We start from the raw sequence: 12771 nt of genomic DNA on the forward strand, positions 1-12771 counted from the left end.
CGGGTGATCGAAAGGCCCCCTCTCCATCTCTCCCCGCGCTTCGCGGGAGAGAGGGCCGCCTTCTTGCTTCACTGATGGTGTGACTGTTCTGGTGGCAGGACACACTTCCTCTCCCGCGCAGCGGGGGAGGGTTGGGGGGGCGCCTGACGGTGCTCGGTCTCTCGTGAGCCCTACCAGCGATTGGTCGGCAGGACGAACATCTGCGCCACCTGCACATGGGCAGGCTGCTCGAGCGCGAAGAAGGCGCAGCGGGCGATGTCCTCGGGGTCGAGCGCCATGCCGAAGCGCTCGAAATAGCGCTCCGCCGCCTCCTGGTCGCCGCGATGGCGGGTGGCGACGATGTTGGTGCGGGTCAGTCCCGGCATGATCTCGATGACGCGCAGCGGCGTCTCGGCGAGTTCGCCGCGCAGGATGTCGGAGAGCATGTGGACGCCGGCCTTGCTCGCCGAATAGGGCGCCTGGTCCGGCACCAGGCGGAGCGCACTGATCGAACTCATATTGACGATGTCGCCGCGGCCGCGCGCGATCATGCCGGGCAGGATGGCGCGGGTAACGCGCATCAGCCCGATGAGATTGGTCTCGATGATCGCCGCCCAGTCGTCGGCCGAGCCGAGATCGAAGCGGGTGCGGCCGCCGATGTCGTGGCCGGCATTGTTGACGAGGATGTCGATCGCGCGGAGCGGCTCCGGCATGCGGTCGAGGCAAGCGGCAACGGCCGGGCCGTCATTGATGTCGAGCACGAGCGGGACGGAGCCGGCGAGCGAGGCGGCGAGCGGCTCCAGCGTGGCGGCGTCGCGGTCGGCGAGCACCACCCTTGCGCCGCGCGCGACGAGTCCGGTGGCGATGGCGCGGCCGATGCCGCTCGCCGCTCCGGTGACGAAGGCGACGCGGCCTTCGAGCGAGGCGTCCGCCATCAGGCCGCTCCCGTCTTCGGCGGCAGGTCGAGCCGCGCGACGAAGCCGGCGAGATCGGGCAAGGCCGGCGGATAGAGTGTCATCACCAAGGGGTCGTGACCGGGAATGACATGGTTGCGCGAGGTCGCGAGGCGCAGCACCGTGTCATAGCCTTCCAGCACGTCGGCGACGCTGTCGACGGTCGGGAAGATGCGGCGGCGGTCGAGATGGGCGTAGAAATGCGCCGTGTCGGAGGCGAGGACGACATGCCCGCGCGCTGTCTTGACCCGCACGACCTGCAGCCCGCGCGAATGGCCGCCGATCCGATGCAGCGTTATTCCGGGAGCGAGCTCCGAGACGCCGTCATGGAAGCAGACCTTGCCGGCGTAGACGCGCCGCACCATGGACGTGACATTGTCGACGTCATAGGGATGGTTCGAATAGGCGTGGCACATGCAGCGGCCTGTGGCATAGGCCATCTCGGCATCCTGCACATGGAAGCGCGCCGCCGGGAACAGGCCGTCATTGCCGGCATGGTCGTAATGCATATGCGTGACGATCACGTCGGTGACTGTCTCGCAGTTGACCCCGAGCGCGGCGAGATTTTCACGCACGGGACGCACCAGCTCGCGATTGCGCTTCGACGCCGAAGCCGCGTCATAGCCGGTGTCGACGACGAAGCTGCGCGCGGCGTTGCGGATCAGCCAGTTGGAATAGTCGAGCGGCATGTCGACGTCATGCGCGTCGCCGCCGATGAAATTCTCCGGCGAGCGGCGGGCCGAATGGCCGTATTTCAGTGCATAGATCTCGTAAACGTCGTCGGACATCGGCTCACCGCTGCACGAAGGGGTTCGGCACGGTGCCGGAAATGTCGATCCAGACGCTCTTCTCCTGCAGATATTCGCGGATGGCCGAAAGCCCGCTCTCGCGCCCGATGCCGGAGCGCTTGAAGCCGCCGAAGGGCGACATGTAGCTGACGGCGCGATAGGTGTTGATCCACACCGTGCCCGCCTTCAGCTTCTCCGACATGGTCAGTGCGCGGGCGATGCTCTGCGTCCAGACGCCGGCGGCAAGGCCGTAGATCGTGCCATTGGCGATCTCGATCGCCTCCTCGTCGCTGTCGAACGGGATGATGGCCAGCACCGGCCCGAACACCTCTTCCTGGGCGATGCGCATCCCAGGCGCGACATCGGTGAAGATGGTCGGCTCGACGAACCAGCCCTCGCCGCAGGCGGGATCGGTGGCGCGCCTGCCGCCGAGCGCGAGTGTCGCGCCCTCGCCCTTGGCGATCTCGATATAGGAGAGCACCTTGTCGAGCTGCGGCCGCGTGGTGATCGGGCCGACCTGAGTCGACGGGTCGGCGGGGTCGCCGATCTTCGCCGTTTTCGCAAAGGCGACCAGCGCCTTGATGAAGGCGGGGTAGATCGACCGGTGCACCAGCGCGCGCGAGCCGGCGATGCAGGTCTGTCCGCTGGCTGCGAAGATGCCCGAGACGACGCCCTTCACGGCATCGTCGAGCACCGCGTCGGCGAAGACGATATTGGCCGACTTGCCGCCGAGCTCCAGCGTCACCGGCTTGATCTGGCGGGCGGCGAGTTCGTAGACGCCCTGTCCGGTGCGGTCGCCGCCGGTGAAGGCGATCTTGTCGACGAGCGGGTGCGAGACGAGATGCTCGCCGATCTCGGAGCCGAAGCCGGTGAGGATGTTGACGACGCCGGGCGGGAAGCCGGCCTCCTCGAACAGCGCGCCGAATTCGAGCGCCGATGCGGAGGAATATTCGGACGGCTTCCAGACGATCGTGTTGCCGGCCGCCAACGCCGGTGCCAGCTTCCATGTCGCCAGCATCAGCGGCGAGTTCCAGGGCGTGATCGCCGCGACGACGCCGAGCGGCTCCTCACGGGTGAAGTTGAACACGCCCGGCTTGTCGATCGGGATGACGCGGCCCTCGACCTTGTCGGCGAGGCCGGCGAAGTAGTGGTACCATTGGGGCATGTAGCGCAGCTGGCCGCGCATCTCGGCGATCAGCTTGCCGTTGTCGCGCGTCTCGATCTCGGCGAGCCGGTCGGCATTGGCGGCGAGGAGATCGGCGAACCGGCGGATGAGTGCGCCGCGCTGCGAGGCGCTGATGCCGGACCATGACGGCGCCCGGAAGGCATCGGCGGCGGCCTTCACCGCGCGGTCGACATCCTCCTTGCCGGCGCGCGGGATCGTCGCCCAGGCGGCGCCCGTGAACGGGTTCTCGGTCTCGAAAGTCGCGCCGCTCGCTGCCGCGACGAAGGCGCCACCGATCAGCATCTTGTAGCTCTTCATCGCGTTCTCCTCCCGCGGTATTTACTTGCCCGGTCAGGGCTTGCCGGCGTCCAGCTCCGCGAAGGCCTCGCGGGCGATGCGGAACGAGTCGACTGCCGCCGGGACGCCAGCATAGATCGCGACCTGCAGGAAGACCTCGCGGATCTCCTCGCGGCTGACGCCGTTCCGGATCGCGCCCTTCACATGCATCTTCAGTTCGTGCGGGCGGTTCAGCGTGCTGATCATGGCGAGGTTCAGCATGGAGCGCGTCTTCTTCGGCAGCTCCTCGCGACCCCAGACGGCGCCCCAGCAATATTCGGTGACCAGCTCCTGCATCGGCCGGTTGAAATCGTCGGCGGAGGCGAAGGCCTTCTCGACGAATTCCGCGCCCAGCACTTCCTTGCGGATGGCGAGACCGCGCTCGAAGACCTCGTTCGACATGGGATTCTCCTCGTCCTGTCAGGTGGCGGTTGCCGTCTTCGGCCGCGTCGCGGCGGGGACGGCGCAAAGCTGCATCAGCCGCCCGGCATCGCGGGCGGTGTCGAGCGTATCGACGAAAGCCTCGATCGCGTCGGCCGCGTCCTGGCCGACGACGGCGGCAGCCGCGACGCGGAAACGCTGGCGGACCTCGGCCTCGGTCGCGGGGATGACATCGGGAAGGCCCATTGAAAGCCGGCGGTCGTCGGCGAGCGTGAGCTCGACGATCGCGCCCTGTTCGGCGGGGAATCGGGCCGAGAGCTCGTCGCTGGCGACGAGCGTCGTCACGCCGACGAGGCGCAGGACCTCGGTATCGGCGAGATCGGCATAGTTCTCCTCCGCGAGCCGGCCATGCGCCAGCACGGCGGCGACCCCGAACGGGATGCTCATCTTCGCCTGCAGCGCGCGCTCGAAGGGGCCTGTGTGGTCGCAGCCCGGATAGTCGGCCGCCGCGCGGGGCACGCGGATGGTGATGGCGCTGACGGGCGCGGCATTGGGCCCGATCATCTCGATCATGCGCAGCGCCGCTTGGCAGGCTGTCTGAGCGAAGTTACAGGCCGGCGCGCCCTTGTGATAGACGGCGAGGATCTCGGCCTCGCCGCGCGGGAAGAGCGCGACCGCGCCCGGCATCGCCTTCCGCGCAAAGGCCGCGAAGAGGCCTGCCTTGCCGTCGAGTATGTCGCGGCTGCCATAGGCGCCGGCTTCGGCGAGGCGCACGGCCGTGACGGCGTTGCGCGCGGCGAAGCCGGGATGGAAGAACATGTCCGAGGCGCCGCTCGCCGGCCACTGGTTGAGCCCGGAAGACGTGTTGGCAGCGATGGCGAGCGCCGACACGGTCGATGGCGCGTCGAGGCCGAGCAGCCTTGCGCCGCCCGCCGCCGCGCCGATCGGCGCAACGAGGCCGGTCGGACGGAAGAGGCTCGAAATTCCCCGGTCGATCAGCAGGCGCCCGAGGCGGCCACCGACCTCGTAGGCGAGGATCGCCGCCTCGATCAGCCTTTGTCCGGCGATCCGCCGCGTCTCGGCAAGCGCAAGGAGGAGCGGCCAGACGACGACGCCGTGATGGCTGACCGAGGCCGCGTGCATGTCCTCGCGCACCAGCCCGTGGCCCTTCACGGCATTGACGAAGGCGGCGTCGGCGGGCGTCGCGGTCGCCGTCTCGCCGATCATATGACCGCCTGCCGCCTCGAAGACGGCGGCGACGGCTTGCCGGCTCGGATCGAGCGCCGTCGCCTCGAAGGCGCAGCCAAGGAAATCGAGCAGGCAGGCCTTGGCCTTCGCCCTCATCGCCGGATCGAAGGCCCGAGCGTCGAGCGCGGCGATGGCTTCGGCGAGTTCGACGGCCTGCGGGTTTTCGAAGGCCTGGGGCGCCATGCTGGTCACCCTCAGGCCCGGTCGCGGATCTCGACGCCGGCCCATTCCTCGACGATGCGCGCCATGGAGGTGAAGTCGGAATCGGCGCCGAAGCGGGCCTTGGTGGCGGCCAGCATCTGGCGCACGAGCGCGCCCCCGACCATCGGGACGCCGAGATTCTCTGCCTCGTCGACGCACATGCGCACGTCCTTGTAGGAAAGGCCGGTCGTGAAGCCGAAGTCGAAGGTGCCGGGCAGCACCGAGCGGGGGAATTTCTCCTGCGTCGCGCTGTTGCGGCCGCTGGAGGCGTTGATGATGTCGCACATTACGCGCGGATCGAGGCCGGCCTTGACGCCCATGGCGAGCGCTTCGGCGGAGAGCAGGATGACGGCGGCGGCGATCATGTTGTTGCCGAGCTTGGCCACTTGCGCCGAGCCGGGCGCGTCGCCGCAATAGAAGCGGCGGCCGAAATTGGCGAGGATCGGGTCGACCTCGGTGAAGGTCGCCTCCGGGCAGGAGACCATTACGGCGAGCGTGCCGCCGCGCGCGCCGGCGAGGCCGCCCGAGATCGGCGAATCGACGAAGGCGATGCCCTTTTCCTTGAGGTTCGCCGCGATGGATGAGGCGACCGTCGGTCCGGTGGTCGAGACGTCGATGACGATCTTGACGGCGCTGCCGGCGGCCACGCCGTCCTCGCCGAGGATGACGCTGGAGAGGATGGCGGGCGAGGGCAGGCTACAGATGACGACGCGCGCCGCGGCGCCGACTTCGGCGGGCGAGGCGGCGATCGTGACCTTGTCGGCGGGCAGGTCGGCCAGCGCCTCGGCGCGGGTGTCATAGACGACGACATGGTGGCCGGCGTCGATGAGCCGCCGCGTCATGGGTCCCCCCATGCGGCCGAGCCCGATGAAACCCAGTGTCTCCGTGGCCAACGACATCTCGCCTCCCGATGCCGCCGCTGGTTGTGGCGCGCGGCTCAGGAAGCGCTCGCGCGGCGGCGGATTGTTCGGCGACGTTAGGCCAATTCGCGACGGCGGGGTAATTGTCACGGCGGGCATATCAGATTTGCTCGCCCCTGACGCTGCGCGGTGCGCCCTTGTCATCGCGGCCGGGGTGACCCAATGCTGTTCGCCCCATACCGATCGGCGCGCCGCCGCCGGACGAGACCTCGCAATGTTCGATCTCAAGCAACTGCAGCTTTTCACCGCCGTCGCCGAGTTCGGCAGCTTCTCGCGCGCCGCTGTCGCCCTTTCGGTCAGCCAGCCTGTGATCAGCCGCCAGATCAAGGCGCTCGAGGAAGAACTCGGGGTCGCGCTGCTCTATCGGAACGGGCGCGGCATCGTCCTCACCGAAGCCGGCAAGCTGCTCGAAAATTATGCCTCGGCCATTCTGGAACAGGCGTCGCGTGCGACGACCGAGCTCGCCGCGATGCGCTCCAACCCGCGCGGCACCATCGTGCTCGGCATGCCGCCCTCGGTCGGCATCGTCCTGACGGCGCCGCTGGTCAAGCATTTCCGCGAGGAGTTCCCGCAGGTCACGATGCGCGTCGTCGAGGGCTTCAGCGGCCATCTCCTCGAGTGGCTGATGATGGGCAAGATCGACGTTGCGGTCCTCTACAATGCGCCGCGCATGAACAATCTCCTCGCCGAGCCGATCCTGCGGGACGAACTCTTCCTGCTCGGCGCCGGCGACGACGCCGGCACGCTCGGCACCGGGCCGGTCGATGCGTCGGTGGTGGCGACGCTGCCGATGATCCTGCCGGCGCGGCCGCATGGCCTTCGCCTCCTGCTCGACCAGGTGCTCGGCCAGGCTGGCATCGAGCCGCGCATCGATCTCGAGGTCGAGGCCATGCCCTCGACTCTCCGGCTCGTCGAAGGCGGCATGGGCTATACCATCCTCTCCTATTCGAGCGTTCATCACCTGGTCGCCGAGGGGCGGATTCGCTACTGGCGGATCAAGAACCCGTCGATCGAGCGCGAATTGCTGCTCGCCACCTCCAGCCAGCGGCCGACGACGACGGCGATCCGCGCCCTGACCGCGCTCATCCGCAACGAGGTGCGTGCGCTGCGCAAGGAGGGCGTGTTCGAGCCGGCCGGCTGATCGGTCACCCGTCGCGCTCGACCGCGAAGCAGGCGACCTTGGTCTCGCCATGCCATTCGAGCTTCGGCCGCTCGACGCGGCAGCGGTCGAAGGCGAGCGGGCAGCGCGTGTTGAAGGGGCAGCCCGCGGGCGGATTGAAGGGCGAGGGCATCTCGCCCTTGAGGCGGATGCGCTCGCGCGCCCGCGCCGGATCGGCGACCGGCGTCGCCGAGAGCAGCGCCCGCGTATAGGGATGCTTCGGCCCGGCGAACAGCACCTCGCGCGGCGCCTGCTCGACGATGCGGCCGAGATACATGACGACGATGTCGTCGGCCATGTGCCGCACGACGGAGAGGCCGTGGCTGATGAAGAGATAGGCGAGGCCGAGGCTCTGCTGCAGCTCGACCAGAAGGTTCAGCACCTGCGCCTGCACGGAGAGATCGAGCGCCGAGACCGGCTCATCGAGCACGAGGATCTCGGGCCTCAGCATCAGCGCGCGGGCGATGGCGATGCGCTGGCGCTGGCCACCCGAGAACATGTGCGGGTAGCGGTCGGCATGTTCGGGCCGCAGCCCGACGCGGGAGAGCATGTCGAGCACCGCGGCGCTGCGCTCGGCCCGGCTCATGCCGGGGCGGTTGATGACGAGCGGCTCGGCGAGGGCGGCGCCGATCTTCTGGCGCGGGTTGAGCGAGCCGTAGGGGTTCTGGAACACGATCTGCACGCGTGAGCGCAGCTTGGCCAGCGCGGCGCGGTCGGCGCCGACCACCTCGACGCCGTCGATCGACAGCGTTCCGGCCGTGGGCGGCTCGATCATGGTGACGAGGCGGGCAAGGGTCGACTTGCCGCAGCCGGATTCGCCGACGACGGCGAGCGTCCGGCCCGTCTCGAGCGTGAAGGACGCATCGGCGAGGGCGCGGATCACCGCCGGCTTGCGGAAGGCGCCGCGCGCGACCTCGTAATGCCGCGCGAGATGGCTCGCCGCGAGGACCGTCGTTCCCGTCATCGGCATGCTTGTCGGGCCGCTCATGCCGCCACCTCGCGACCCTCGGGGAAGGGATGGCCGATCGGCCGGCCCCCGGCCAGCGGATAATGGCAGAGCGCGAAGCCGGCGATGGCGCCCTGGCGCGGCGGCGCCTTTTCGCGGCAGCGATTGGTGGCGAAGCGGCAGCGCGGCTCGAACAGGCAGGCCGGCGGCCGGTCGGAGAGACCCGGCACCGTGCCCGGGATCGAGGGCAGGAAGCGTCCATGCGCCCGCTCGGGCAGCGCGGCGAGAAGCGCGGCCGTGTAGGGATGGTGCGGGTCGGCGAAGAGCGGGCCGACCGGCTGCTCCTCGACCTTCTGGCCTGCATAATGGACCGAGACGCGCTCCGCCGTTTCCGCGACGACGCCCATGTCGTGGGTGATGAGCACGAGACCGGTTCCCGTTTCGCGCTGCAGGGCGACGAGCAGGTCGAGGATCTGCGCCTGGATCGTGACATCGAGGGCCGTGGTCGGCTCGTCGGCGATGATCAGCTTCGGCCGGCAGGCGAGCGCCATCGCGATCATCACGCGCTGGCTGATGCCGCCCGAAAGCTGGTGCGGGAAGGCCTTCAGCCGCCGTTCGGGATCGGGAATGCCCACGGCGTCGAGCAGCTCCAGCGTCCGCGCGCGGCGCTCGGCCTTGCCGAGGCCGAGATGCACCTTGAGCGTCTCGCCGATCTGGAAGCCGACCGTGAAGCACGGGTTGAGGCTCGACATCGGCTCCTGGAAGATCATGGCCACATCCTTGCCGACCAGCCGCCGCCGCTCGCGCGGCGAAAGGGTCAGGAGGTCGCGGCCGTCGAAGGCGAGGCGCCGCGCGGTGACCGTCGCCGTCCAGGGCAGGAGGCCCATCACGGCCAGCATGGCCACCGACTTGCCGGAGCCGCTCTCGCCGACGATCGCCAGGATTTCGCCGGCATCGACACTGAGCGAGACATTGTCGACGGCGCGGAAGACGCCGCCGCCCGTCGCGAAGTCGACCGAGAGGTCGGAGATCTCGAGAAGAGGCATCAGCTCCTCCGCATCTTCGGGTCGAGCGCGTCGCGCAGCCCGTCGCCGACGAGATTGATGGCCAGGACCGTCACGAGGATCGCGAGGCCGGGCTCCGTCACGATCCAGGGCGAGGCCTGAAGGAACTCGCGCGCGGAGGCGAGCATCGCGCCCCACTCCGGCGAGGGCGGCTGCGCGCCGAGGCCGAGAAAGCCGAGCGCCGCCGCCTCGAGGATCGCGTTGGAGATGGTGAGCGCGGCCTGCACGATGATCGGCGCCATGCAGTTCGGCAGCACGGTGCGGAACATGATCCGGAGCGTACCCGCGCCGGCGACCCGCGCCGAGACGACATAGTCGCGCGACTTTTCCGAGAGCGCCGAGGCGCGCACGAGCCGCACATAGTTGGGGAGATAGACGACCGTGATCGCGACGATCGTGTTGGTGAGGCTCGGCCCGATGATCGCGACGATGACAATGGCGAGCAGCAGGCTCGGCACCGAGAGGATGACGTCCATCGCGCGCATGATGACGATCGACGGCCAGCCGGTGGCGAAGGCGGCGACGAGGCCGAGCGCGATGCCGACGATCATCGAGGCGACGACGACGGCGAGGCCGATGAAGAGCGACAGCCGCGCGCCGAAGATGAGCCGCGAGAGCATGTCGCGGCCAACCTCGTCCGTGCCGAGCAGGAAGGCGCTGTTGCCCCCCTCCTGCCAGAACGGGGGCACGCGCACGAAATCGCGGAACTGCTCGGTCGGATCATAGGGCGCGACGAGATCGGCGAAGATCGCCGTCAGCACGAGGAGCGCCAGGATGACGAAGCCGACGACCGCGGCGCGGTTCTCGGAAAAGTCGCGCACGAAGGTGGCGAAGGCGCCGGGCGGCGGCGCGGACTTGCGCGCCGGCGTGGTAGTCGCGTCAGCGGGCATGGCGGATCCTCGGGTTGAGCACGCCGTAGAGGACGTCGACCAGGATGTTGATGAGGATCACGAGCCCGGAGATCATCAGCACGCCGCCCTGCAGCACCGGATAGTCGCGCCGCTGGATCGATTCGATCAGCCAGGTGCCGATGCCGGGCCAGGAGAAGATGTACTCCGTCAGCACCGCGCCGCCCATCAGCATGCCGGTCTGCAGGCCGATCACCGTCACGACCGGGATCAGCGCGTTGCGCAGCGCATGCACGTTGACGACGCGGAAGGGCGATAGGCCTTTCGCCCGCGCCGTCCGCACATAGTCCTCGCCGAGCACTTCCAGCATGGTCGAGCGGGTCATGCGGGCGATGGTCGCGAGCGGGATGGTTCCGAGCACGATCGTCGGCAGGATGAGATGCGACACGGCCGAGAGGAAGGCGCCGTCCTGGTCGGACAGCAGGCTGTCGATTAGCATGAAGCCCGTCACCGGCTCGAAGTAGTAGAGCAGGTCGATGCGGCCGGAGACCGGCGTCAAGTCGAGCGTCACCGAGAAGAACAGGATGAGCAGCAGGCCCCACCAGAAGATCGGCATCGAGAAGCCGGTGAGCGCCACGCCCATGACCGAATAATCGAGAAAGCCGCCCCGCCGCGTCGCCGCGAGGACGCCGGCCGGAATCCCCAGCACGACGGCGAACAGCATGGCGCAGAGAGCGAGCTCGAGCGTCGCCGGGAAAAGCGTCAGGAATTCCTGCAGCACCGGCGCATGGGTCGAGATCGAGGTGCCGAGATCGCCATGGGCGATCTGCACCAGATAGTCGAGGAACTGCTTCCAGACCGGCTGGTCGAGGCCGAGCTGATGGCGGAATTCCGCCAGGCGCTCCGGCGTGATGCCGCGCTCGCCGGTGCGGACCTCGATCGGGTCGCCGGGCACGAGGCGGATCGCGACGAAGGTCAGGAAGGCGATCGCGATGAAGGTCGGGATGACCAGCAGCACACGCCGGACGATGAAGCCGAGCATCGGGGCTACGAGGCGCGGCGGCGGCCCTCAGGGAGCCGCCGCCGCGGCCGTCCCTATTTCAGGTCGACTTTGGCGAATTCGTGCCGGCCGAGCGGGCTCACCTTGTAGCCCACGACTTCCTTGCGCACCGGCTCGAACACGACGGAATGCGCGATGTTGAACACCGGCACCTCGTCATGGGCGATGACCTGCATCTCCTCGTAGAGCTTGGTGCGCTCGGCCTTGTCGAAGATGGTCTTGGCCTTCTTCAGCTTGTCGTCGAAGTCCTTGTTGCACCACTTCGCGATGTTCTGGCCGCCGTCGCGGGCCGCGTCGCAGCCCAGCAGGAAGAAGAAGTTGTCCGGGTCGCCATTGTCGCCCGTCCAGCCGAGCTGGCCCATCTGGTGCTCGCCCTGCTGCATGCGCTTGCGATACTCGCCCCACTCGTATGAGACGAGGTTCGCCTTGATGTTGAGCTTCTCAAGATCGGCCTGGATGATCTCGGCGACGCGCTTGGCGTTCGGATTGTAGGGGCGCTGCACCGGCATCCACCAGATGTCGGTCGAGAAGCCGTCCTGCAGGCCGGCTTCCTTCAGGAGATCCTTCGCCTTCTCGACATCGTAGGGATAGTCGACGATGGCGTCGTTGTAGCTCCAGATGGTCGGCGGGATGAAGTTCTTCGCCGGCTGGCCGGCACCGAGATAGACGTCCTTCAGGATCGCTTCCTTGTCGATCGCATGGATGATCGCGAGGCGGACGCGCTTGTCGTCGAAGGGCTTCTTGGTGACGTTGAAGGCGAGGTAGCCGATATTGAGGCCCGGCTGCTGCATCAGGTCGACATTCTCGTCCTTGCCGATCGCGTCGAGATCGGCCGGATTGGGATAGGGCATCACCTGGCATTCGCCCTTCTGGACCTTCGCCCAGCGCGCGGTCGCGTCTTTGGTGATGGAGAAGACGAGGTCGATCTTCGGCGCGCCGCCCCAGTAGTCGGGGAAGGCCTTGTAGCGGATCGCGTTGTCCTTCTGGTAGGCGACGAAGGAGAACGGGCCGGTGCCGACCGGAACCTGGTCGATCTGCTCGGGCGTTCCCGCCTTCAGCATCTGGTCGGCATATTCGGCCGAAAGGATGGTCGCGAAGTCCATCGCGAGATTGGCGAGGAAAGGCGCTTCCGGCCGGGTCAGCGTGAACTTGACCGTGTAGTCGTCGACCTTGTCGATCGACTTCAGCAGGTCGGGCATGCCCATGTCGTTGAAGTAGTCATAGGCGCCGCCGGAAACCTTGTGGTAGGGGCTGTCTTCCTTCCACATGCGGTTGAACGAGAACAGCACGTCGTCGGCGTTGAAGTCCCGCGTCGGCGTGAATCCCTTGATCGAATGGAACTTCACGCCCTTGCGCAGGTGGAAGGTCACCTCGGTGCCGTCGGGCGACACCTCCCAGGACTCGGCGAGGCCGGGGACCACATTGGTCGTTCCCGGCTCGAACTCGACGAGCTGGTTGAAGACCGGGCGCGCCGCGTCGAACGACGTGCCGGTCGTGTTGATCTGCGGATTGAAGTTCTCGGGGCTGCCTTCGGAGCAATAGACGAGCGTCTTCGCCTCCGCGCCGGCCGCGAGGCCGACGACGAGCATGCTGGCCGCCAGAAGGCGGGTCGAAATCTTCATTCTGAACTCCCCTGTCACCGGCGCCTTTTGGCGCATCGCGGCCTCGTCCCTGCTGGCCGACCCTTCTTCGATGAGGATCTAGACCGGACGATCAAACTTCA

Annotated in this window: 12 protein-coding genes; 1 reads left to right on the forward strand and 11 read right to left on the reverse strand. The window is 68.0% G+C overall.

All coding sequences use genetic code 11. The annotated features are described in order from the left end of the window. Window positions 1-170 precede the first annotated feature (170 nt). From QO015_RS15670 to QO015_RS15695, 6 genes are read right to left on the reverse strand one after another with little or no spacing between them, the layout of a single operon-like run. The gene (locus tag QO015_RS15670) at window positions 171-914 is read right to left on the reverse strand and encodes an SDR family oxidoreductase (protein WP_266283174.1); all 744 of its coding nucleotides are present in this window, start codon (window positions 912-914) and stop codon (window positions 171-173) included. Then, window positions 914-1720, reverse strand: coding sequence for an N-acyl homoserine lactonase family protein (locus tag QO015_RS15675; RefSeq protein WP_266283173.1), 807 nt, complete (start codon window positions 1718-1720; stop codon window positions 914-916). Before QO015_RS15675 ends, QO015_RS15670 begins: the two co-directional genes overlap by 1 nt. Window positions 1721-1724: 4 nt before the next feature. Beyond that, window positions 1725-3203 (reverse strand): aldehyde dehydrogenase, encoded by a 1479-nt coding sequence (locus QO015_RS15680; RefSeq protein ID WP_266283172.1) that lies wholly within the window; start codon window positions 3201-3203, stop codon window positions 1725-1727. 33 nt (window positions 3204-3236) lie between these two features. Further along, window positions 3237-3623, reverse strand: coding sequence for a carboxymuconolactone decarboxylase family protein (locus QO015_RS15685; RefSeq protein ID WP_266283171.1), 387 nt, complete (start codon window positions 3621-3623; stop codon window positions 3237-3239). Between the two features lie 18 nt (window positions 3624-3641). Next, window positions 3642-5033: an MmgE/PrpD family protein gene (locus QO015_RS15690; RefSeq protein ID WP_266283170.1), complete on the reverse strand. Its 1392-nt coding sequence runs from the start codon at window positions 5031-5033 to the stop codon at window positions 3642-3644. An 11-nt stretch (window positions 5034-5044) separates the two neighbouring features. Further along, on the reverse strand, window positions 5045-5950 hold the full coding sequence (locus tag QO015_RS15695; RefSeq protein ID WP_266283169.1) for an NAD(P)-dependent oxidoreductase: 906 nt from the start codon (window positions 5948-5950) through the stop codon (window positions 5045-5047). Window positions 5951-6185: 235 nt separating this feature from the next. On the opposite strand from QO015_RS15695, the gene QO015_RS15700 reads away from it, so the two are divergent. Continuing rightward, window positions 6186-7112 carry a LysR substrate-binding domain-containing protein gene (locus tag QO015_RS15700; protein WP_266283168.1) on the forward strand — a complete coding sequence of 309 codons (927 nt, stop codon included), beginning with the start codon at window positions 6186-6188 and terminating at the stop codon, window positions 7110-7112. Window positions 7113-7116: 4 nt separating this feature from the next. On the opposite strand, the gene QO015_RS15705 is transcribed toward QO015_RS15700, so the two are convergent. Genes QO015_RS15705 through QO015_RS15725 form a run of 5 tightly spaced genes read right to left on the reverse strand, consistent with a single transcriptional unit; the run spans window position 7117 to window position 12670 of the window. After that, window positions 7117-8094, reverse strand: a complete 978-nt coding sequence (locus QO015_RS15705; RefSeq protein WP_266283298.1) for a dipeptide ABC transporter ATP-binding protein — start codon at window positions 8092-8094, stop codon at window positions 7117-7119. 20 nt (window positions 8095-8114) lie between these two features. Then, entirely contained in the window at window positions 8115-9122 is a 1008-nt protein-coding gene (locus tag QO015_RS15710) for an ABC transporter ATP-binding protein (protein ID WP_266283166.1), read from the reverse strand. After that, entirely contained in the window at window positions 9122-10030 is a 909-nt protein-coding gene (locus tag QO015_RS15715; protein ID WP_266283164.1) for an ABC transporter permease subunit, read from the reverse strand. The genes QO015_RS15710 and QO015_RS15715 overlap by 1 nt, the downstream gene beginning before the upstream one ends. Further along, window positions 10020-11030, reverse strand: a complete 1011-nt coding sequence (locus QO015_RS15720; RefSeq protein ID WP_266283163.1) for an ABC transporter permease subunit — start codon at window positions 11028-11030, stop codon at window positions 10020-10022. The genes QO015_RS15715 and QO015_RS15720 overlap by 11 nt, the downstream gene beginning before the upstream one ends. Before the next feature lie 53 nt (window positions 11031-11083). Further along, entirely contained in the window at window positions 11084-12670 is a 1587-nt protein-coding gene (locus QO015_RS15725) for an ABC transporter substrate-binding protein (RefSeq protein WP_266283161.1), read from the reverse strand. Window positions 12671-12771: the final 101 nt, after the last annotated feature.

This window comes from Kaistia geumhonensis (assembly GCF_030815145.1).
GTDB lineage: Bacteria > Pseudomonadota > Alphaproteobacteria > Rhizobiales > Kaistiaceae > Kaistia > Kaistia geumhonensis.

Bases quoted from the DNA above. Each gene is read 5' to 3' on its own strand.
- QO015_RS15670 (WP_266283174.1), bottom strand. From the start codon at position 914: ATGGCGGACGCCTCGCTCGAAGGCCGCGTCGCCTTCGTCACCGGAGCG.
- QO015_RS15675 (WP_266283173.1), bottom strand. From the start codon at position 1,720: ATGTCCGACGACGTTTACGAGATCTATGCACTGAAATACGGCCATTCG.
- QO015_RS15680 (WP_266283172.1), bottom strand. From the start codon at position 3,203: ATGAAGAGCTACAAGATGCTGATCGGTGGCGCCTTCGTCGCGGCAGCG.
- QO015_RS15685 (WP_266283171.1), bottom strand. From the start codon at position 3,623: ATGTCGAACGAGGTCTTCGAGCGCGGTCTCGCCATCCGCAAGGAAGTG.
- QO015_RS15690 (WP_266283170.1), bottom strand. From the start codon at position 5,033: ATGGCGCCCCAGGCCTTCGAAAACCCGCAGGCCGTCGAACTCGCCGAA.
- QO015_RS15695 (WP_266283169.1), bottom strand. From the start codon at position 5,950: ATGTCGTTGGCCACGGAGACACTGGGTTTCATCGGGCTCGGCCGCATG.
- QO015_RS15700 (WP_266283168.1), top strand. From the start codon at position 6,186: ATGTTCGATCTCAAGCAACTGCAGCTTTTCACCGCCGTCGCCGAGTTC.
- QO015_RS15705 (WP_266283298.1), bottom strand. From the start codon at position 8,094: ATGACGGGAACGACGGTCCTCGCGGCGAGCCATCTCGCGCGGCATTAC.
- QO015_RS15710 (WP_266283166.1), bottom strand. From the start codon at position 9,122: ATGCCTCTTCTCGAGATCTCCGACCTCTCGGTCGACTTCGCGACGGGC.
- QO015_RS15715 (WP_266283164.1), bottom strand. From the start codon at position 10,030: ATGCCCGCTGACGCGACTACCACGCCGGCGCGCAAGTCCGCGCCGCCG.
- QO015_RS15720 (WP_266283163.1), bottom strand. From the start codon at position 11,030: ATGCTCGGCTTCATCGTCCGGCGTGTGCTGCTGGTCATCCCGACCTTC.
- QO015_RS15725 (WP_266283161.1), bottom strand. From the start codon at position 12,670: ATGAAGATTTCGACCCGCCTTCTGGCGGCCAGCATGCTCGTCGTCGGC.